Genomic DNA, 19,888 nt, shown 5'->3' with positions numbered 1-19,888 from the left:
GGCGGGGCCCCAGGGCCACCACCGGGCGCGTCGGCGTTCCCGGCCGCTCCCGGGCTACGACTCCGAGGACCGGACGTCCACGTCGGCCGCCCGCACATAGCCGACCCGGTGCCCGAGCTGGATCTCGTAGTACACGTCCTGGCCGCGGACGATCGCATGCTTGGTGATGTCGAAGGTCGGCGAGTAGAAGTACTCCGACTGCACCCGCCCGCCGACCGCGTACCGCTGGCCCGCGAGCAGCGTGTACGGCAGCGGGGTCACCGCCTGCACCGGCACCTGCGACGGATACGCCGTCTGCTCCGGATACGCCCGCCCGTAGACCGGGATCTCCGCCCGGCCCGCCTTCGGCGTGACCACCAGCCCCTTGGCGTTCACCGCCGTCGGATGCGAACGCGGGTTGTGGAACCACGCCTGCTGCCCCAGATACCAGATCGCCGTCCAGTCACCGGCCCGGCCCGCCACCGCGAACCGCTGGCCGGTCGTCGCCCGCGCCCCGGTGTCGTTCACCCCGGTCGTGCTCGCCGAGCCGTCCGGGTGCAGCCCGATGTCCTTGACCAGCGGCGCGCTCTCGCTGGGCGCGGTGTACAGCCGCACCGCGCCGGACCCGTGCGGCGCACAGGGCTGCCCGGCCTTCTCGCAGTCGGTGTAGACCGGGCGGTTGAGGGCGTAGGACGGCCGGATGGTGACCAGGCCGCCGTGCGGGCCCGCGGTGCGCTTGAACGGCCGGCCCAGCAGCGCGAAGTAGTGCGCCCAGTCCCAGTACGGACCGGGGTCGGTGTGCATCCCCGCGATCGTCGAGGGGACCGTGCCCGGGACGTTGTCGTGGCCCAGGATGTGCTGCCGGTCCAGCGGGATGCGGTACTCCTTCGCCAGGTACTTCACCAGCCGGGCCGAGGCGCGGTACATCGCCTCCGTGTACCAGGCGTCCGGCGCGGCCAGGAACCCCTCGTGCTCGACGCCGATCGAGTGCGAGTTCACGTACCAGTTGCCCGCGTGCCAGGCGACGTCCTTGGTCGGCACGTGCTGGGCGATCAGCCCGTCCGCGGAGCGCACGGTGTAGTGCCAGGACACGTACTTGGGGTCCTTGATCAGCCGCAGGGTGGTCTCCCACGACCCCTCGGTGTCATGGATGACGATCGCGTCGATCTTCTGGTCCTTGGGCCGGTCGGCCAGATCGTGGTTGCCGTAGTTGGTGTCGTTGTCGTACTGCTCGTAGGGCGCCGGCCAGGACTCGCAGGCGACGGTCCAGGGGCACTCCAGCGCCCCGCCGGCACCGCGGGTGGCGGCCCGCAGGGCCGCGGCGGCGCTGGTGAGACGCCGTTCCTGGGCGGCGTCGGCGGCCAGCCGCGGCGCGGCCGCCAGCGTGACCCGCTGCCCCGCGTCGGTGGTGCGGCGCTGCCCCTGCCGCATCACCGCGAAGACGTCCCGGGCGAACGTCGCGCCGCTGCGCGGATCGTCCTCGCCGCCGTAGCGCGCCACCGCCGCGTACCACTTGCCCGGGTCGCTGCTGGCCGGCAGCCCCAGCGCGCGCTGGGCGGCGGCCAGCAGCGCGGCGCCGCCGAGCACGTTCGCGGCCGGATCGCTGCGCAGCCGCGCCGCCGGCAGCCCGGTGAGCTTCGCCGCGCTGGGCAAGGTGCGCAGCCGGGCCGGGAGTTCGACGGGCAGCGCCACCCGCCGGGACCGCGACTGCCCGGCCGCCCGGAGCGGCCGGGCGCCGTCGCCGCGCGCGTCCCCGCCGTCCGTGGCGAACTCCGGCGCCCGCGTCACGGCCGCCCGGGCGTCGGTCAGGTGCATCGGCCCGTACCCCCCGGACACACTGGGCGCGCCACCGTGGCCGTCCCAGCGCGACTCCAGATACGCGACGCCCATCAGCACGCTGCGCGGGACGTGGTAGCGCGCGGCGGCCTCCCCGAAGGCCCGCTGGAGGGCGCCGGAGCCGGACGGGGGCCGGTCGGCGCCCGCGGACGGGGCCGCGGAGACCAGCGGCAGCAGCAGCGCCGCGGCGGCGACGGCGGTGGCGGATCTGCGTAGGGCGGGGTGGCGGGTTCTCGGCGCGTCTTCCGGTGCGGATCCTCGCAAAACAGCCTCCTTCTAGCCGGCCCGGGTCGGGACGGTGTGACGGTGGTGTGCCAGGGGCCTGCCCGGTGGTGCGTGAGCCGGCCAGGCCGCGGTCGCGCGGGAGAACCCGAGAGTAAGCCTCAGGTCGGCCGAGAACCATAGGTTTGCCGACGCACCGTCAATCACCGCACCCGGTGCGGATTTCGCATGTCGGGACAGCAGTGCCAGGAGCCTTCCCGGCACAGGGCCGGGACCTGCGGGGCGTCAGTGGAATGGACCAACGCATGGGTGAGCGGCGCGGCCCGTAGCCGGGCGCGCCGCTCACTGATCTCCCGTTCGGCAGCCCCGGCGGTCAGCGGGTGCCGACCGCCGCCCGCACCGCCCGCCGCGCCATCTGCGCGTCGTCGTGCAGCCTGCGCAGCAGCAGCCGCTGCTCCTCGCCCGCCGCGGCCGCGCCGGGGTGACCGGCCCCCGCGGTGGTGGCCGGCGCGGGCTCCCGCATCGTCCGCTGGACCGCGGTCTCGTACCGCCGGATCTCCCGGGTGAGCACCAGCATGAGGTTCACCAGGAAGGCATCCCGCGCGGGGGTGCCCGCCGCCTGCGCCAGCTGGCTGATGTGCCGGCGGGCCACGGGTGCGTCGCCGAGCACCGTCCACAGCGTCGCCAGGTCGTAACCCGGCAGGTACCAGCCCGCGTTGTCCCAGTCCAGCAGCACCGGACCGGCGGGCGAGAGCAGGACGTTGTTCAGCAGTGCGTCGCCGTGGCAGAACTGGCCCTGGGTGTGCGCCAGCCCGTGCAGCAGCTTCTGTAGGTCGCCCAGGTCGCGGTCGGTGAGCAGCCCCAGGTCGTGGTAGCGCCCGATCCGGCCCGCGTAGTCCAGCGGGGCGTCGAACAGCCCGGCGGGCGGACGCCAGGCGTTCACCCGGCAGATCGCCGCCAGTGCGGCCCGCACATCGGCCCGCGGCGGGGCCTCGGAGGGGTGCCGCGCCAGGGCCGCCACCCGGCCCGGCATCCGCTCCACGACCAGCGTGCAGTTGTCGGGGTCGGCCGCCACCAGCCGGGGCACCCGCACCGGCGGACGGTGCCGGACGAACGCCCGGTATGCACTTATTTCCTGCCGGAAGCTCTCGGCCCACGCGGGGGAGTGGTCCAGTAAACACTTGGCGACGGCGCTCATCCGACCGGTCGTCCCCAGGAGCAGTACGGACTTCCCGCCGCGGCGCAGCACCTGGACCGGGTTGAACTCCGGGCAGATGCGGTGCACCGAGGCGACGGCGGCGCGCAGCTGGGCGCCCTGGGGGCCGGACAAGTCGAGTCTCCCGCTGAGCGGTTGGGTGCCCATTCCCTGTGCCCGCCGGTTCCGTCCTCCGGGGAGGCCGGCCACCGCCCCCGCGGAAGGGGAGGGATCGAGATACGGCCCGCTCCCGTGGGGGTGCGGGCGATACGTCCGGGTGGGGGCGGTCACGGCGGACGATGCTGCATACATGGGTGAGACAGATCCCTTCGTGCGCCGACGAGTTGCGTGCGCTCCCGGCCCGGTGGCGGGAACCCGCGAACGGGCCCCGTACAGGCGGCCGGTCCGTAGGTCCCCGTGCAGGGCACGCACCCTGGGGAATGCGGTCCCGCCACCGGGCCGGGGGCTGCACACCTACCGAACACGCGGATGCGGGTGGCAGACCATCTGGCGCACCCTGGCGAACCCTGGCGAATGCTCGCAGCCCATGTCACGGGCCGTTACTGTCAACTCAGTCGAGGAACCTGGGGGCTTGACGTGAGCAGGGAGCCGAACACCCGTCTCGCGGACCTTTTCGGCCTGGCCGGCTGGTCCAAGGGAGAACTCGCGAGGCTGGTCAACCGGCAGGCGGCGGCCATGGGCCATCCGCAGTTGGCGACCGACACCTCGCGGGTCCGGCGCTGGATCGACATGGGCGAGACGCCCAGGGATCCGGTGCCCAAGGTCCTCGCCTCCCTCTTCACCGAGCGCCTCGGCCGTGTCGTAACCATCGAGGACCTCGGGTTCGCCCGGACTGGTCGCGCGGGGAAGCGGCAGGCCATGGACGGTCTGCCATGGGCGCCCGAGCGGACCGCGGCGGTCCTCACGGAATTCACGGGAATGGACCTCATGCTCAATCGACGCGGCTTGGTGGGGGCGGGCGCGGCGCTCGCCGCGGGCTCCGCACTCACCGGCGCCATGCACGACTGGCTGCACACCGACCCCGCTCCGATCGCCCTCCGCCACGACGACCCGCTCGCTCACGAATCCCTGCACGAACTCGACCAGATCGGCCTCGACCGCTACGAGGCGGCCCCCGTGGGGTCACAGGAGATCGACGCGCTGGAGCACTCCGTCGAGGTGTTCCGCCGGTGGGACGCGGCGCGCGGCGGCGGCCTCCAGCGCAAGGCCGTGGTGGGCCAGCTCAACGAGGTCGGCGGGATGCTCGCCTACCGCCACCCCGACCACCTCCAGCGCCGGCTCTGGGGCGTGGCCGCCAACCTCGCGGTACTGGCCGGCTGGATGTCCCACGACGTGGGCCTGGAGCCCACCGCGCAGAAGTACTTCATCATCGCGGCGCACGCGGCCCGTGAGGGCGGCGACCGTCCGCGCGCCGGCGAGGCGCTCTCCCGCGCCGCCCGCCAGATGGTCCACCTGGGCCGCCCGGACGACGCTCTGGACCTGATGAAGCTCGCACAGTCCGGCTCCGGTCAGGAGACCCTGCCGCGCACCCGCGCCATGCTGCACACCATCGAGGCATGGGCGCACGCCGCCAAGGGGCACGGCCAGGCGATGCGGCGCACCCTCGGCGAGGCCGAGGAGCTGTTCGTCTCGGACAAGCGCGATGTGCCGCCGCCGGCCTGGATGCAGATGTTCGACGAGGCGGATCTGCACGGCATGCAGGCGCTGGCCTTCCGCACCCTCGCGGAACACGACCCGTCCGCCGCCAGAATCGCCCAGGCCCACGCCAAAAAGGCGCTCCAACTGCGCAAGAACGGCCATCAGCGGTCCCAGATCTTCGACTACATCTCGATGGCCTCGGCCTGCTTCATCGGCGACGACCCCGAACAGGCCGATCGCTACGCCCGGTTGGCGCTGGTCTCCATCGGTGAGAACTCCTCCCACCGCACCTGGGACCGGCTGCGCGAGATGTTCCGGCTCACCGGCCAGTACTCCGGCTGCGGCAAGATCCAGGACCTTCGCGAGGAGCTCCAGCAGGTGCTGCCCAAGCAGCGCCCCAAGGGAAAGGGACCGGCTCTCGGCACGGGCCTCGGGCCGGACCTGGGACCGAACTTCGCGATCTGAGCGCCCCCGCCACGGCCGCGATGCCGCCGGACTCCGGCACCGGGTCCCGCCCGTCAACCTTCCCGACCACCTGCTCGTCTGCTCGTCGCCGTGCTCGGCGACCCGCCGACTGGGCATCGCCGACGGGTGCATGACAGGACACGTCACAGGAAGTCCGTGAGGAGGCGTTCAAGCACAGGAAATTCGTGCCGGGACGTCGTGCCGCCGCCGTCAGGAGAACCCCGAACCCGCTGGGCGGCCGGCGCCGGTGGCGGCCGGTCCGCCCTCGACGGTGGTAGCGCCGTGCGTCAGTCGCCGACCCTGGCGATCAGCACACAGGCGTCGTCCTCCCGCTCGGTGCTGCCGAACTCCTCGACCACGATGCGGACGCTGTCCTGCGCACTGCGGGCCGCACCGAACCGCGGTGCCAGGGCCAGCAGCCGCTCGGTGCCCTCGTGGGTGCTCTCCGGCCCGTGGGTGCGGCGCGGCACCAGCCCGTCGGTGTGCAGCACCAGCAGGTCGCCCGGCTCCAGCTGCTTGGTGCGCTGGCCGTAGCTCGCGCCCGTCGTGGCGCCGAGCAGCATGCCCTCCGGCGGGTCCAGCGCGCGCCCCGTGCCGCCGCGGAACAGCAGTGGTGCGGGGTGCGCGGCCTGGGCCCACTCCAGCTCCCGCGTCGCGGGGTCGAACTGCGCGCACAGCGCACTGCCCAGCGCCGGCTGGCTGGCCGTGTCCAGCAGCTGGTTGAGGAATCCCATCAGCTGTCCGGGCCGGTGCCCGGCCATGGCCATCCCGCGCAGCGCGCCGAGCACCATGGCCATCCCGGACGTCGCCGCGACGCCGTGCCCGGTGAGGTCGCCGACGCTCAACAGCGTGCGCCCGTCGGGGAGTTGCAGGGCGTCGTACCAGTCGCCGCCGATCAGGGCGGAGGTGGCGGCGGGGAGGTAGCGGCCGGCCAGATCCAGGGTGACCGGGCCGCCCTGGGGGAAGCGCAGCGAGCCGCGCCAGGGCGGCAGCACGGCCTCCTGGAGCTCGACCGCGAGCCGGTGCTCGGTCTGTGCGATGTGCCGCTGGCGGCGCAGCGAGTCGCCGGTCTCGCGCACCGCCGACTGGCTGCGGCGCAGCTCGCTGACGTCGCGGAGCACCGTCCACACGCAGGCGGTGCCGCCGTCGGAGTCGAGCACCGGTTCGCCGACCATGTGGACCGTGCGGACGCCGGCGTCGGTGCGCACGATGCGGAACTCGCCGTCGATCGGCCGCCCGTCCACCAGGCAGTCGGTGACCATCACCGCCAGCTTCTCCTGGTCCTCGTGGTGCACGAGGGAGGGCAGCTCGTCGAGGGTCAGCGGGCCGTCGGCGGGGTCCTGGCCGAACATCGCGAACAGCTCGTCGGACCAGGTCACGTCGTCGGTGAGCAGATTCCACTCGGCGCTGCCCACCCGGCGCAGCAGGGCGCCCCGCTCGGGCGCCGCCGGCTCGGCAGGGGCCGCGACGGGCTCGGCGGGCGCCTCCGCGGCGTCGGCGAGAGCGCCGGGCAGGCCCTCTCTGAGCTGGTCGAGATGGCCGCCGAGGTCGTCCAGGTGGTGGACGGCGAGGTCGCACAGCGCCCGCTGCCAGCGCAGCTGCGGGTCGGCGGCGAGGTCACCGGCCACCGAGGACTCTCTGCGTACCGCGTCGAGGCCACCGCGCAGGGTGCGGGCCTGCGAGATGAGCGCCTCGACCGCATCACGCTCGGGGGTCCGATCGGCTGGGTGATCCGCGTAGAGAGGGGGCGGCATGACGTACTCCGTGATCAGGCGGCGCCGGAACGTATGGGCCGGTTACGACTCTTGCACAGGCTGCGACAGTCCGTAAGGGATTTGGCATTACCCGATACGGTGGTGCACTTGGCATATGCCAAGGGCCTCCCTTCCGTGGTCGGGCCCGAATCGGCGGAATGCAGGGTTCCACGCTAGGCTGCGGCCGCCGTACAGCTGTCTACCCCGCCGATCCATGGGGGGAACGACGCATAGGGCCCGCGGTCACCGGCAAGAATGCCGGACGGCGGAAATCCCGTTGCCAGCCTGTCCCCCGCACCGGATGCTGACCTCATGTTCGATCCAGACATAGCGCCCAGTGGCACCCTGCTCGGCCTCCTGCAGCGAGGTCGCGGCGACGGGACCCTGCATGCCCTCGCGGCGCCGCGGGCCGAGGCGCTCGCGGCACTCAACGCCAGTGTGCTGCGCGATCCCCGCCGGGACTGGCAGGTGGAGAACCGCTCGCTGTACTACGCGCGCCTCTACATGCAGCTCGACGGCGGTCTCGAGGAGATCGAACGGCACCTCTTCCACGCCGACGACCTCACCGACACCGGCGAGGAGCGCACCGGCCTCGCCCTCGCGGTCCTCGGCCACCTCGCCGCCTACGGCAGGGACGCCGCGCGGCTGCTGCTGCGCAGCTACGCCGCGGTCGGCGGCAACTGGCGCTGGGCTCTCGACGAGCTCGCGCTGCGGGACGACGACGCCGGGCTGCTCGGCCTGGCGCCCGCCGTCCTGGCCCGCTTCCCCGAGACCCCGGAGGGCGACGCCCTGCTGGCCGCCGCCGTCCGCGACGCCTTCGAGCCCCGCCCCTGGCGGCTGTGGGCCGAGGACCCGCGCTACCGCGAGCGGCTGGCCGCGGCCGGGGAGCAGGGCTCCTTCGACCGCTGGCAGCGGCAGCTCCGGCCGCGCGGGCCGCGTCCGGGCTGGAGCGTGGCCGAGGTGCTGGAGTGGGCCCAGCAGGAGCTGGAGCCGCGCCCCGACGAGCACCGCTACCTCGCCGCCGCCCGCTGCCTGAGCGCCGTCGCCGGTCCCGAGGACCGCGCCGAGCTGCTGCGGGCGGCCCGCGGCGGACCGGACGCGGCCCGCGCCGCCGTACTGCACCACCTCGCCGAACGCGGCGATGCGGAGGTCCTCGGCCTCATCGAGGCCGCCGTCACCGATCCGCTCGCCACCGAACCGCTGGTCGCCGCCGCGCTCTCCTCGTACGCGCGGATGCGCGGTGCGGCCGCCGTGGAGCGGGCGCGGGTCTGGGCCGCGCGCGCCGACCGGCTGGGCGGGGCCGCCGCCGCGGTGCTCGCCCGGCGCGGCACCCGCCGGGACGCCGACCTGGTGCTGGCCGCGCTGCGCCGCACGGTGCGGGAAGAGGGGCCGGACGTCGGCGCGCTGTGGGAGCTGGTGGACGGCGCCGGCCGGCTCGGTATCGGCTGCGCGGCGCCCGTGTTGCGCCATATCTATCGCGAGACCTCCTCCTCGCATCTGCGCGGGCTGGCCGCGGCCGCGCTCGCCGTCACCGATCCGGGGTTCGCGGCCGGGTTCGCCGTCGAGTGCCTGTGGGACTGCGAGGAGCACACCCGGGAGCTGGCCGCCCGGCACGCGGCCACCGCCGACGACCGGGTGGTCGAGCAGCTGCGCCGGCTCGCGTCCGATCCGGCCGAGGAGGCCGAGGTGCAGACCGCCGTACGCGCCCGCTTCGGGCCGGACGCCTCGGCGGTGTGAGTCCGCCGGGCCCGCCGGGCCCGGGGCCGGCGAGGCCGAGGGGCGAACGCTCATGGGACGTTCGCCGGTTGGAAAGATCCCCGTGGTCCCGTCCACGCACGGCCCGCCGACAACAGCGGTATGCGTGTCGCCCTTGTCACCGAATCCTTCCCGCCCGACGTCAACGGCGTCGCGCACTGTGCCCTCCAGACCGCCCGCCACCTCGTCCGGCGCGGACACGAGCCGCTGGTCGTCGCGCCGCTGGCGAACTCCGCCCCCACCGCCCCGCAGGCCCACGAGAGCCCGTGCCCCGTGGTGCGGGTGCCCTCGATGCCGCTGCCCGGGTACCCGCAGGTGCGCATCGCGCTTCCGGGGCGGCGGCTGTCCGCCGCGCTGGACGGGCACCGGCCCGACCTGGTGCACCTGGCCAGCCCCTTCGTCCTCGGGGCTCGGGGGATGGCGGCCGCGGCCCGGCGGGGGGTGCCGGCGGTCGCGGTCTACCAGACCGACATGGCGCGCTACGCGCACACCTACCTGGGGCGCGGCGGGGCCGCGGCCTGGCGGCGGATCCGGGCGGTGCACGCCGCCGCCGACCTCACCCTGGCCCCCTCCAGCGCGGCCCTGCTGGACCTGACCGAGCACGGGGTGCCCCGGGTGCGGCTGTGGCCGCGCGGGGTCGATTCGGGGCGGTTCCACCCCGGGCGGCGGGACGCGGTGCTGCGCAGCTCGCTGCTGGCGGGGCGGGAGCTGCTGGTGGGGTACGTGGGGCGGCTGGCGCCGGAGAAGGACGTCCGGCTGCTGGCCGAGACCTCCGCGCTCCCCGGCGTCCGCACCGTGGTCATCGGCGAGGGCCCCAGCGCCGCCGCCCTCCGGGCGCAGCTGCCCGAGGTGCGGTTCCTGGGCCGGCGCACCGGCGACGAACTGGCCCGGCTGTACGCCTCGTTGGACGTCTTCGTGCACACCGGGCCGTTCGAGACCTTCTGCCAGACCGTGCAGGAGGCGATGGCGTCCGGCGTCCCGGTCGTCGCACCGGCCGCCGGCGGGCCGCTCGATCTCGTCGACCACGGGCGGACCGGGCTGCTGGTCCCGCCCGGGGACGGAGTCGCGCTGCGGGACGCGGTGCGGACGCTGGGCGGGGACGCCGAGCGACGGCTGCGCTACGGCGCCGCCGGGCGGCGGGCGGTGGCGGCCCGCACCTGGGAGGCGGTCGGCGACCAGCTGCTGGCCCACTACGAGGACGTGCTCGCCGACCGGACGGCGGTGGCGGCGTGACCGCCCGCCGGCCCCGGAGCGCCCGGACGGGGCTGCGGATAGTCCGGGTCGCCAACTTCGTCGCCCCGGCCTCCGGCGGGCTGCGCACCGCGCTGCACGAACTGGGCGCCGGCTACCGGGCCGCCGGCCACGAGCCGGTGCTCGTCGTGCCGGGCCCGCCGGAGGCGATGGGACGCAGCGGCATCCTGGACGAGGAGAGTGCGCAGGGCCGGGTGCTCACCCTGCCCGGGCCCCTGGTGCCCGGCAGTGGGGGCTACCGGGTGCTGACCGACCGGCGGCGGCTGGCGCGCCTGCTGGCGGAGCTGGAACCGGACCGGCTGGAGGTCTCCGACCGCACGACGCTGCGCTGGACGGGGGAGTGGGCGCGGCGGGCCCGGGTCCCCGCGGTGATGGTGTCGCACGAGAGCGTGGACGGGGTGCTGCACACCTGGGGCGTGCCGCGGACGCTCGCCCGCGCGGTCGCCGACCGCGTCAACTCCCGTACCGCGTATGCCTACAGCCGGGTGGTGTGCACCACCGAGTGGGCGGCCGCGGAGTTCCTCCGGGCCGGGGCGCGCAACGTGGTGCGGGCGCCGCTCGGGGTCGACCTGACCGCCTGGCACCCGCGGCTGCGCAGCGCCGAGCTGCGCGGCCGGTGCGCCGGGCGGGCCGCCGTGGCGCTGCTGATGTGCTCCCGGCTGTCGACGGAGAAGCGGCCCGGACGGGCCCTGGAGGCGCTCGCCGAGCTGCGCCGGCGGGGCGTGGACGCGGCGCTGGTGGTGGCCGGCGACGGGCCGCTGCGGGCGCGGCTGGAGCAGCGGGCGCGGGCGGCCCGGCTGCCGGTGACGTTCCTCGGGCACCTGCCCGACCGGACCCGGCTGGCCGCGCTCCAGGCCGCCGCCGACCTCGTCCTGGCGCCCGGCCCGGCCGAGACCTTCGGGCTGGCCGCGCTGGAGGCGCTGGCCTGCGGCACCCCGGTCGTCGCCAGTGCGGCCTCGGCGCTGGCCGGGCTGGTGGGCGACGGCGGGGACACCGCGCTCGACGACGGCCCGTCCTTCGCCGACGCGGTGCAGCGGGTGCTGGCGCGGCCCGAGCCGGCGCGCCGGGCCGCCGCGCGGCGGTGCGCCGAGGGCTACGGCTGGCGGCCCGCGGTGGAGGCGTTCCTGGCGGCCCACAACGCGCCCCGGCCGGCCGGCGGCCGGCGGCCGGCCGCCGTGGCCGTGCCGCCCGCCGCGGGCCCCTGGAGCCGGCGGTGACGCCCCCGTTCGCGGCCCTCGGCGACTCGTTGACCGAGGGGCTCGGCGACCCGGTGGCGGGCGGCGGCTGGCGGGGCTGGGCGGCGCTGCTGGCCGCCGCGCTGGGGGAACGGCCGGGCGACGTCCCGCTGGTGAACCTCGCACGCAGCGGGGCGCTCGCGGACGACGTGGTGCGGGAGCAGCTGCCGCGGGCCCGGGAGCTCGCCCCGCGCTTCGCCTCCCTCCTGGTCGGGGCCAACGACACCCTGCGGGCCGCGTTCGCCATCGAGCGGGTCGCCGCCGCGCTGGACCGGGCACACGGCACGCTGAGCGCCGACGGCGCGGTGGTGCTCACGGCGTGTCTGCCCGACCCCGGGCGGATGCTGGGGCTGCCCGCGCCGCTGGCGCGTCCGCTGGCCCGCCGGATGCGCGCCGTCAACACCGTCGTGCACGCGGTCTCCGCCCGCTACGGCGGCGTCCACCTCCACCTGGCCGAGCACCCGTGGGTGGCCGAGCGGGCCACCTGGAGCGTGGACCGGCTGCACCCCGCCGAGCGCGGCCACCGGCTGCTGGCCCGCGGCTTCCACGACCTGCTCGCCGCCCGTGGGCTGGCCGCCGGCCCGCCGCCCCCGCTCGCCCTCGACGGGCCGCCGCCCACCCGGGCCGGCGCGGCGCTGTGGATGGCGACCCGCGGCACCCGGTGGGTGGCCGACCGCTGCACCGACCTGCTGCCCGGCCTGCTGGCGCTGGCCGTACGGGAGTGCCGGTACGGGCTGGCCGGGTCCGGCCGGCTGCTGGACGCCGCCGCCGAGCGCGCCACCCGCAGCGCGCTGGCGGCCCTGACCGAACCGGGCGGCGCTGCGACAATGGCGGGGTGACCGGACGCTGGGAATTCTGGATCGACCGCGGCGGCACCTTCACCGACGTGGTGGGCAGGCGGCCGGACGGGCGCCTGGTCACCAACAAGCTGCTCTCCCACCGCCCCGAGCGCTACCGTGACGCCGCGGTCGCCGGTATCCGGCTGATGCTGGGGCTCGGCCCGGACGATCCGGTGCCGGCCGAGCGGGTCTCGGTGGTCCGCATGGGCACCACCGTCGCCACCAACGCCCTTCTGGAGCGCACCGGCGAGCCGACGGTGCTGCTGATCACCGAGGGCTTCCGGGACGCGCTGCGGATCGCGTATCAAAACCGGCCGCGGATCTTCGACCGGCGGATCGTGCTGCCCGAGGCGCTCTACGCCCGGGTGATCGAGGTGCCCGAACGCATCGGCGCCCGCGGCGAGTCGGTCCGGCCGCTCGACCGGGAGCCCGTCCGCCGGGAGCTGCGGCGGGCGCACGCCGACGGACTGCGCAGCGCCGCCGTGGTGCTGCTGCACGGCTACCGCCACCCCGCGCACGAGCAGGCGGTCGCCGCGCTGGCCAGGGAGGCGGGCTTCACCCAGGTCAGCTGCTCGCACGAGGTCAGCCCGCTGATGAAGCTGGTGGCGCGCGGCGACACCACGGTCGTCGACGCCTATCTCTCGCCGATCCTCGCGCGCTACGTCGACGAGGTCGCCGCCCAACTCCCCGGCATCCGGCTGCTGTTCATGCAGTCCAACGGGGGGCTGCGGGAGGCCGGCCACTTCCGGGGCAAGGACGCGGTGCTGTCCGGTCCGGCGGGCGGGGTGGTCGGCATGGTGCGGACCGCCGCGGAGGCCGGCGGGCCGGGCCCGGACGGCGGCTTCGACCGGGTGATCGGCTTCGACATGGGCGGCACCTCCACCGATGTGTCGCACTACGCGGGCGAGTTCGAGCGGATCTTCGACAGCGAGGTCGCCGGGGTGCGGATGCGGGCCCCGATGATGCACCTCCACACCGTCGCGGCCGGCGGCGGCTCCGTCCTGCACTTCGACGGCCGCCGCTACCGGGTCGGCCCCGACTCCGCCGGCGCGGACCCCGGCCCGGCCTGCTACCGGCGCGGCGGCCCGCTCACCGTCACCGATGCCAACGTGATGCTCGGCCGCATCCAACCCGACCACTTCCCCGCGGTGTTCGGGCCCGACGGGGACCAGTCGCTGGACGCCGCGACCGTCCGCACCCGCTTCGCGGAGCTGGCCGCCCGGGCCGCCGCCGAGACCGGGGACGACCGCGGCCCCGAGGACGTCGCCGCCGGCTTCCTGGACATCGCGGTGCTCAACATGGCCAACGCGGTCAAGAAGATCTCCGTCCAGCGCGGCCGGGACATCACCCGCTACGCCCTGGTGAGCTTCGGCGGCGCGGGCGGCCAGCACGCCTGCGCGGTCGCCGACGCGCTGGGCGTCGCCACCGTCGTCGTCCCGCCGCTGGCCGGGGTGCTCTCCGCGTACGGCATCGGGGTCGCCGACGCCACCGCGATGCGCGAACAGGCCGTCGAGGAGCGCTTCGACGAGCCCGGCGCGATCGAGCGGGTCCGGGCGGTGTGCGACGGCCTCGCCCGGCAGACCCGGCGGGAACTCCTCGGCGACGGCGTGCCGGCGGCGTCGCTGACCACCCGCGCCCGGGTCCTGGTCCGCTACGCCGGGACCGACTCCACCCTCGGCGTGCCGCTCGGCGAACCGGCCGCCATGGCCGCCGAGTTCGTCCGCGCGCACCGCGAGCGGTACGCCTTCACCATGGACAAGCCGCTGGTCGCCGAGGCGGTGTCGGTGGAGACCCGGGGCGCGGCGGGCGGCGCGGCCGACTACTGCGTCCGACGTGGCTCCCGATCGGGGGAGTTGACGGCCGCGGCGACCGTCCGGACGTACGCCGGCGGGCGCTGGCGGGACACCGCGCTGTACCGCCGCGGCGACCTGCGGCCCGGCGACACCCTCACCGGGCCGGCGATCGTCGCCGAGGCGGACGCCACCACCGTCCTCGACCCCGACTGGCGGGCCACCGTCGGCGAGCGCGGCCATCTGCTGCTCACCCGCACCCGGCCGCGGCCCGGCCGGACCGCCGTCGGCACCGAGGCGGACCCGGTGATGCTGGAGGTCTTCAACAGCCTCTTCATGGCCGTCGCCGAGCAGATGGGCGTCCGGCTGGAGAACACCGCGCACTCCGTCAACATCAAGGAGCGGCTGGACTTCTCCTGCGCCCTCTTCGACGCCGCGGGCAACCTGATCGCCAACGCCCCGCACATCCCCGTCCACCTGGGCTCGATGGGGGAGTCCATCAAGGAGGTGCTGCGGCGGCGCGGGACGGACCTGCGGCCCGGCGACGTGTACGCGGTCAACGACCCGTACCACGGGGGGACGCACCTGCCGGACATCACCGTCGTCACCCCCGTCTTCGCCCCCAAGGGCCCCTCGGGGAGCGAACTCCTCTTCCTGGTGGCCTCGCGCGGCCACCACGCCGAGATCGGCGGCATCACCCCCGGTTCGATGCCCGCGTTCAGCCGCACCGTCCAGGAGGAGGGCGTGCTCTTCGACAACTGGCTGCTGGTCCGGGACGGCCGGCTGCGCGAGGCGGAGACCCGCGAACTGCTCGGCTCCGGGCCGTACCCGTCCCGCGCCCCGGACGCCAACCTCGCCGACCTGCGGGCCCAGATCGCCGCCAACGAGAAGGGCATCCACGAACTACGGCGGATGACCGGGGAGTTCGGGCTGGACGTCGTACGGGCCTACATGCGGCACGTCCGGGACAACGCCGAGGAGTCGGTGCGCCGGATCCTCACCCGGCTGCCGGACGGGCACTGCCGCTACGAGACGGACAGCGGGGCGGAGATCCACGTCGCGCTGACCGTCGACCGCGCCGCCCGCAGCGCGGTGCTGGACTTCGCCGGCACCTCCCCGCAGCAGCCCGGCAACGCCAACGCGCCCCGCTCGGTGGTGATGGCGGCGGTGCTGTACGTGCTGCGGACCCTGGTCGCCGAGGACATCCCGCTCAACAGCGGCTGCCTGGAGCCGGTCGAGGTCCGCATCCCGGAGGGCTCGATGCTGGCGCCCGTCTTCCCGGCCGCCACCGTCGCGGGCAACGTGGAGACCTCCCAGGCGGTCACCGGCGCGCTCTACGCCGCGATGGGCGTCCAGGCCGAGGGCTCGGGCACGATGAACAACCTGACCTTCGGCAACGACCGGGTGCAGTACTACGAGACCGTGGCCAGCGGGTCCGGCGCCGGCGACGGCTTCGACGGGGCGGACGCCGTCCAGACCCACATGACCAACTCCCGGCTCACCGACCCCGAGGTGCTGGAGTGGCGCTACCCGGTCCGGGTCGACGGCTTCGCGCTGCGCGAGGGCAGCGGCGGCACCGGCCGCTGGCACGGCGGCCGCGGCGCGGAGCGGCGGCTGCGCTTCCTGGAGCCGATGACCGTCGCCCTGCTCTCCGGCCACCGCCGGGTGCCGCCCTACGGGATGGCGGGCGGCGGCCCGGGCGCGCTCGGCGCCAACTCCCTGGAGCGGGCGGACGGATCGCGGGAGGAACTGCGGGGCTGCGACACGGCCGAGGTCGGGGTGGACGACGTGCTGGTGATCCGGACGCCGGGGGGTGGGGGGTACGGGGCGGCGTAGCGGGCGCGCCCGGTCGCGCACACCGTGGCGTCCGCGACCGGGCGCGCCGGGTATGCCCGTCGGCTACTCCTCCTCTGACGCCCGGCGGCACGCCTCCAAGGCGATCATCGCGGGGACGTAGTCCTGCCGCAGTTCGAAGTAGCAGGCCCGTACGGCCTCGGGGTGGCCCTCGTGCCCGAGGAGACAGGCCCGTTCGGCCACCTCCGGATCGGCGTCGGGGTGTCGCTCCAGGACGGTGTAGTAGCAGGTGTGCGGGCTGGCGTGGGCGGCCGGTGCCACGGCGGCGACGCCGCCCAGGGCGAAGACGAGACCGCTGAGGGCGGTGGTCAGACGAGGGATGAGACGCATGGCGGTGACGGGTCCTTCCGTGCGAGAACCCCGAGTCGGTCACTCGGGGCATGTGATCCGCTACGGACAGTGCCCGCCCGTGCCGGCGATGATGCGAGGGGAGCCGGAGCGCCGGGCGCGAACACCCGGCGCGCGGAACGCACTTGGGGCGGCAGAGCGCGCCCGTGTCAGCCCGGGCGCGCCACCGTCGCCGTCGCGGCCCCCGCCCCCGGCCGCCGGCCGAGCCGTACGAACCGGACCGGAGTCCCCGGCGCCGCCTGCGCCGCCGCTGCCAGGAAGCGTTCCGGGACGACCCCGACGACCGGGTAGCCGCCGGTCGTCGGATGGTCGTGCAGGAACAGCACCGGCAGGCCGTCGGGCGGCACCTGGAGCGCCCCCAACGGCATGCCTTCACTGGGGAGTTCGCCGTCCCGGGCGCGTTCCAGGGGCGGGCCCTCGGTGCGCAGCCCGATCCGGTTGGAGGCCGCGGAGACCCGGAACCGGCCGGCGGTCAGGGTGCGCAGCCCCTCGGAGGTGAACCACGCGTCGCGCGGCCCGGGCAGGAACGGCAGCACCAGCTCGGCCGCCGGTCCGGCGTGCGGGACCACGTCGGCCGCCGCCGGGGGCCCGTACGGGGACCCCAGCGGGAGCACCGCGCCGTCCGCCATCGGGTCCGGGCCGAGGCCGGAGAGCAGGTCGGTGGCGCGGCTGCCGAGCACCGGTTCGGGGCGGACGCCGCCGGCGAACGCGAGGTGGGAGCGCACGCCGTGGGTGGCCGGCCCGGCCTCCAGCACGGCGCCGGCCGGGACGTGGAACGGGGCGCCCCAGGGGGCGGGCCGGCCGTCCACCGTCACCGGGCAGGGGGCGCCGGTGACCGCGGCGGTGGCGGCGCCGCGCAGCCGGACGGCGCAGCCGGTGAGGGTGGTCTCCAGGGTGGCCGCCGACGCGGGGTTGCCCACCAGGTGGTTGGCGAGCCGGTGCGCGGGCCCGTCCAGCGCACCGGAGCGCGGCACCCCCAGGTGGGCGTGGCCGGGCCGGCCGAGATCCTGGACGGTGGTGAGCGCGCCGGCCCGGACCACGATCAGGGCGCGGTCGGTCATCGGGCGGACTCCTCGCAGACGCGGGCGGGGCGGGACGGCGCGGTGCGCGGGGCCGGCACGGCGGCGTCCCGGGGCGCGAAGCGGACGGGCGTGCCGGGGGCGAGCAGCGCGGCCGGTTCGCGCCGGGGGTCCCACAGGACGGCCTCGGTGCGGCCGATCAGCTGCCAACCGCCGGGGGAGGAGCGCGGATAGACCCCGGTGTACGGGCCGGCCAGGCCGACCGAGCCGACCGGGACCCGGGTGCGGGGGGTCTCCCGGCGCGGGACGTGCAGGCGTTCCGGAAGCCCCGTCAGATAGCCGAAGCCGGGTGCGAACCCGCAGAACGCGACGCGGAAGGTGGTGGCGGCGTGCAGCCGGACCACCTCGCCGGGGGAGACGCCCCACAGCGCGGCGACGTCGGCGAGGTCCGGGCCGTCGTAGTGCACCGGGATCTCGACGGCCGGGCGGTCGTCGGCGGCCGGCGGCGGAATGCGCCAGCCGGGCAGCTCGGCGGCGAGCGCACCGGGGTCGGCCAGGCCGTCGAGGAAGACCGTCCGGGCGGCCGGCACGATCTCGCGGACGGCGGGCAGGCGGCCGTCGGCGGCACGGCGCAGCAGTTCGGCGTGGAGCGCCTCGGTGTCCTCGGCGCGGGCCAGTTCGATCAGCAGCCCGTGCTCGCCGACCGGCAGCGCCGTCGGCGTCGCCCGCCGGGCCCCGCCGACCGCCGCCTCCGCCTCGTCCGGCGTCATACGAAGCTCCGCACGCGGACCCCGGCCGAGGTCAGCTCGGCGCGGACCCGGCGGGCCAGCTCCGCGGCGCCCGGGGTGTCGCCGTGCAGGCAGAGGGAGCGCGCGGCGACCGCGATCCGGGTGCCGTCGAGCGCGCCGACCGTGCGGTCCCGGGCCAGGCCGACGGCGCGCTTGACCACCGCGTCGGGGTCGTGGACCACCGCGCCCGGCTCGCGGCGCGGCACCAGGGTGCCCCGGCCGGTGTAGGCGCGGTCGGCGAACGCCTCGCCCACGACCGGGAGTCCGGCCTCCTCGGCGGCCCCGTGCAGCCGGGAGCCGGGCAGTCCGAGGACCGGCAGGCGGCCGCCCGCGGCGCGGATCCCGGCGACCACCGCGGCGGCCTGCTCGGCGTCGTGGACGCAGCGGTTGTAGAGCGCGCCGTGCGGTTTGACGTAGCCGACCCGGGCGCCGGCGGCGCGGGCGAAGACCTCCAGCGCGCCGATCTGGTAGGTGATCTCGTCGGCGAGTTCGTCGGGCGGCACGTCCATGGCGCGGCGGCCGAAGCCGGCCAGGTCGCGGTAGGAGACCTGGGCGCCGATCACCACCCCGCGCTCGGCGGCCAGGGCGCACACCCGGCGCATGGTGGACGGGTCGCCGGCGTGGAAGCCGCAGGCGACGTTGGCGCTGGTGACGACGGACAGCAGGGCCTCGTCGTCGGTGAGGTGCCAGCGGCCGAAGCCTTCCCCGAGGTCGGCGTTGAGGTCGATGACGGCAGGGGCCGCCGGGTTGCTCATGGATCTCCGTTCCGGATGCGGGGTGCCGTGCGGATGCGGGAGGCGGCTGCGGCGATGCCGAAGCGCTCGCCAACGTACAGATCGTTCAACGATCCGACAAGAGGTGTGTTGTCCCGCCCCGCCATCTGGGATTGACTTCGGCTGACAACACAGCCGAACAGCACAGCGGGACGGGCCCTGCCGGTCCGCCCCGACGGACGGAGCGGACAGCGGTATGGCCGGCGGAGTGGCGAGGAACGATCAGCGGCGGCCCGCCGAGGCCGCGGGACCGGAACGGGACCGCGCCCTGCCCGGCCGCGCCGGCACGGCCGAACGGGTCGCCGACATCCTGCGGGAGCGGATCACCGAGGGCCGCTTCCCGCCCGGCGCCCGGCTGTCGGAGGAGAGCATCGGCGGTGCGCTGGGCGTCTCGCGCAACACCCTGCGCGAGTCGTTCCGGCTGCTCACCCACGAGCGGCTGCTGGAACACCGGCTCAACCGCGGGGTGTTCGTGCGGATGGTGACCGTCGAGGACCTCGACGACATCTTCCGGGTGCGGATGCTGGTGGAGTGCGCGGCGGTGCGTGGACTGGGCCGGGGCCCGTACGACGCCGCGACCGCCCCGCTGGTGGCGGCGATCGAGGAGGCGGTACGGGCCGGCGAGGCGGCCGCCGCGGAGCGGGCCTGGCCGGAGCTGTCCACCGCCAACCTCCGCTTCCACCAGGCCGTGGTGGCGCTGGCCGGCAGCCCGCGCACCGACGAGCTGATGCGCGGCGTGCTGGCCGAACTCCGGCTGGTCTTCCACGTGATGGACGACCCGCGGCGCTTCTACGCGCCCTACCTGGTCCGCAACCGGCAGATCGCCGAGACGCTGCTGGCCGGTGACGCGGCCGAGGCCGAGCTGCTGCTGCGGGCCTATCTGGAGGACTCCCGCGCCCAGTTGTCGGCGGCGTACGCCCAGCGCATCGCCGGGAGCTAGGCCCTGTCGTCGAACTCCCGCCTGCCTCGCGACGCCTGGCACGCACTCCCCGGGCGCTCCTCACCGACCCCCGGGTCTGTTTCGTCGTCGCCGACCCCTTGTCGGATCGTTGAACAATCGCATAGCCTCCGCAGCAATTCCTGAGCAACCCCTCAACGCTCCCCCGTGCCCCCTGCCCGCCGATCC

Annotated in this window: 14 protein-coding genes; 7 read left to right on the top strand and 7 right to left on the bottom strand. The window is 75.7% G+C overall.

What is annotated here, in order from left to right:
- Window positions 1-54: 54 nt before the first annotated feature.
- Both K2224_RS22110 and K2224_RS22105 read right to left on the bottom strand, forming a co-directional pair.
- On the bottom strand, window positions 55-2,079 hold the full coding sequence (locus K2224_RS22110) for an N-acetylmuramoyl-L-alanine amidase (protein WP_221908255.1): 2,025 nt from the start codon (window positions 2,077-2,079) through the stop codon (window positions 55-57).
- Between the two features lie 331 nt (window positions 2,080-2,410).
- On the bottom strand, window positions 2,411-3,544 hold the full coding sequence (locus tag K2224_RS22105; RefSeq protein ID WP_221908254.1) for an aminoglycoside phosphotransferase family protein: 1,134 nt from the start codon (window positions 3,542-3,544) through the stop codon (window positions 2,411-2,413).
- A gap of 285 nt (window positions 3,545-3,829) precedes the next feature.
- On the opposite strand from K2224_RS22105, the gene K2224_RS22100 reads away from it, so the two are divergent.
- The gene (locus tag K2224_RS22100; RefSeq protein ID WP_221908253.1) at window positions 3,830-5,356 is read left to right on the top strand and encodes a hypothetical protein; all 1,527 of its coding nucleotides are present in this window, start codon (window positions 3,830-3,832) and stop codon (window positions 5,354-5,356) included.
- 287 nt (window positions 5,357-5,643) lie between these two features.
- Here K2224_RS22100 and K2224_RS22095 read toward each other — a convergent pair whose 3' ends face one another.
- On the bottom strand, window positions 5,644-7,110 hold the full coding sequence (locus K2224_RS22095; protein WP_221908252.1) for a PP2C family protein-serine/threonine phosphatase: 1,467 nt from the start codon (window positions 7,108-7,110) through the stop codon (window positions 5,644-5,646).
- Window positions 7,111-7,422: 312 nt separating this feature from the next.
- On the opposite strand from K2224_RS22095, the gene K2224_RS22090 reads away from it, so the two are divergent.
- The 5 genes from K2224_RS22090 (at window position 7,423) to K2224_RS22070 (ending at window position 15,816) form a co-directional block, all read left to right on the top strand.
- Entirely contained in the window at window positions 7,423-8,847 is a 1,425-nt protein-coding gene (locus K2224_RS22090) for a HEAT repeat domain-containing protein (RefSeq protein ID WP_221908251.1), read from the top strand.
- Between the two features lie 120 nt (window positions 8,848-8,967).
- The gene (locus K2224_RS22085; protein ID WP_221908250.1) at window positions 8,968-10,098 is read left to right on the top strand and encodes a glycosyltransferase family 1 protein; all 1,131 of its coding nucleotides are present in this window, start codon (window positions 8,968-8,970) and stop codon (window positions 10,096-10,098) included.
- Window positions 10,095-11,333 (top strand): glycosyltransferase, encoded by a 1,239-nt coding sequence (locus K2224_RS22080; protein WP_221908249.1) that lies wholly within the window; start codon window positions 10,095-10,097, stop codon window positions 11,331-11,333. Before K2224_RS22085 ends, K2224_RS22080 begins: the two co-directional genes overlap by 4 nt.
- Window positions 11,330-12,190: an SGNH/GDSL hydrolase family protein gene (locus K2224_RS22075; protein WP_221908248.1), complete on the top strand. Its 861-nt coding sequence runs from the start codon at window positions 11,330-11,332 to the stop codon at window positions 12,188-12,190. Before K2224_RS22080 ends, K2224_RS22075 begins: the two co-directional genes overlap by 4 nt.
- On the top strand, window positions 12,187-15,816 hold the full coding sequence (locus tag K2224_RS22070; protein WP_221908247.1) for a hydantoinase B/oxoprolinase family protein: 3,630 nt from the start codon (window positions 12,187-12,189) through the stop codon (window positions 15,814-15,816). Before K2224_RS22075 ends, K2224_RS22070 begins: the two co-directional genes overlap by 4 nt.
- A gap of 63 nt (window positions 15,817-15,879) precedes the next feature.
- Here the strand turns inward: K2224_RS22070 and K2224_RS22065 are convergent, their stop codons facing one another.
- The 4 genes from K2224_RS22065 to K2224_RS22050 all read right to left on the bottom strand — a co-directional run bounded on the left by K2224_RS22065 (window position 15,880) and on the right by K2224_RS22050 (window position 18,744).
- Window positions 15,880-16,164, bottom strand: a complete 285-nt coding sequence (locus K2224_RS22065) for a hypothetical protein (RefSeq protein WP_221908246.1) — start codon at window positions 16,162-16,164, stop codon at window positions 15,880-15,882.
- Window positions 16,165-16,331: 167 nt separating this feature from the next.
- The gene (locus tag K2224_RS22060; RefSeq protein ID WP_221908245.1) at window positions 16,332-17,243 is read right to left on the bottom strand and encodes a biotin-dependent carboxyltransferase family protein; all 912 of its coding nucleotides are present in this window, start codon (window positions 17,241-17,243) and stop codon (window positions 16,332-16,334) included.
- A complete protein-coding gene (gene pxpB, locus K2224_RS22055; protein WP_221908244.1) occupies window positions 17,240-17,971 on the bottom strand; it encodes a 5-oxoprolinase subunit PxpB in 732 nt (243 codons plus the stop codon). The genes K2224_RS22060 and pxpB overlap by 4 nt, the downstream gene beginning before the upstream one ends.
- The gene (locus K2224_RS22050) at window positions 17,968-18,744 is read right to left on the bottom strand and encodes a LamB/YcsF family protein (RefSeq protein WP_221908243.1); all 777 of its coding nucleotides are present in this window, start codon (window positions 18,742-18,744) and stop codon (window positions 17,968-17,970) included. The genes pxpB and K2224_RS22050 overlap by 4 nt, the downstream gene beginning before the upstream one ends.
- Window positions 18,745-18,958: 214 nt before the next feature.
- Between K2224_RS22050 and K2224_RS22045 the strand changes: the two genes are divergently transcribed.
- Window positions 18,959-19,702 (top strand): GntR family transcriptional regulator, encoded by a 744-nt coding sequence (locus K2224_RS22045; RefSeq protein WP_221908242.1) that lies wholly within the window; start codon window positions 18,959-18,961, stop codon window positions 19,700-19,702.
- Window positions 19,703-19,888 lie beyond the last annotated feature (186 nt).

The sequence above is a fragment of the Streptomyces sp. BHT-5-2 genome (assembly GCF_019774615.1).
Taxonomy (GTDB): Bacteria; Actinomycetota; Actinomycetes; order Streptomycetales; family Streptomycetaceae; genus Streptomyces.
Note: the sequence above shows the minus strand (reverse complement) of the source record. Positions and strands in the feature narration are given on the sequence as shown.

What these genes read in the sequence shown, in the direction of transcription:
- K2224_RS22105 (WP_221908254.1), bottom strand. Translation starts at nt 3,544, where the DNA reads ATGTATGCAGCATCGTCCGCCGTGACCGCCCCCACCCGGACGTATCGC.
- K2224_RS22095 (WP_221908252.1), bottom strand. Translation starts at nt 7,110, where the DNA reads ATGCCGCCCCCTCTCTACGCGGATCACCCAGCCGATCGGACCCCCGAG.
- K2224_RS22090 (WP_221908251.1), top strand. Translation starts at nt 7,423, where the DNA reads ATGTTCGATCCAGACATAGCGCCCAGTGGCACCCTGCTCGGCCTCCTG.
- K2224_RS22085 (WP_221908250.1), top strand. Translation starts at nt 8,968, where the DNA reads ATGCGTGTCGCCCTTGTCACCGAATCCTTCCCGCCCGACGTCAACGGC.
- K2224_RS22065 (WP_221908246.1), bottom strand. Translation starts at nt 16,164, where the DNA reads ATGCGTCTCATCCCTCGTCTGACCACCGCCCTCAGCGGTCTCGTCTTC.
- K2224_RS22060 (WP_221908245.1), bottom strand. Translation starts at nt 17,243, where the DNA reads ATGACCGACCGCGCCCTGATCGTGGTCCGGGCCGGCGCGCTCACCACC.
- pxpB (WP_221908244.1), bottom strand. Translation starts at nt 17,971, where the DNA reads ATGACGCCGGACGAGGCGGAGGCGGCGGTCGGCGGGGCCCGGCGGGCG.
- K2224_RS22050 (WP_221908243.1), bottom strand. Translation starts at nt 18,744, where the DNA reads ATGAGCAACCCGGCGGCCCCTGCCGTCATCGACCTCAACGCCGACCTC.
- K2224_RS22045 (WP_221908242.1), top strand. Translation starts at nt 18,959, where the DNA reads ATGGCCGGCGGAGTGGCGAGGAACGATCAGCGGCGGCCCGCCGAGGCC.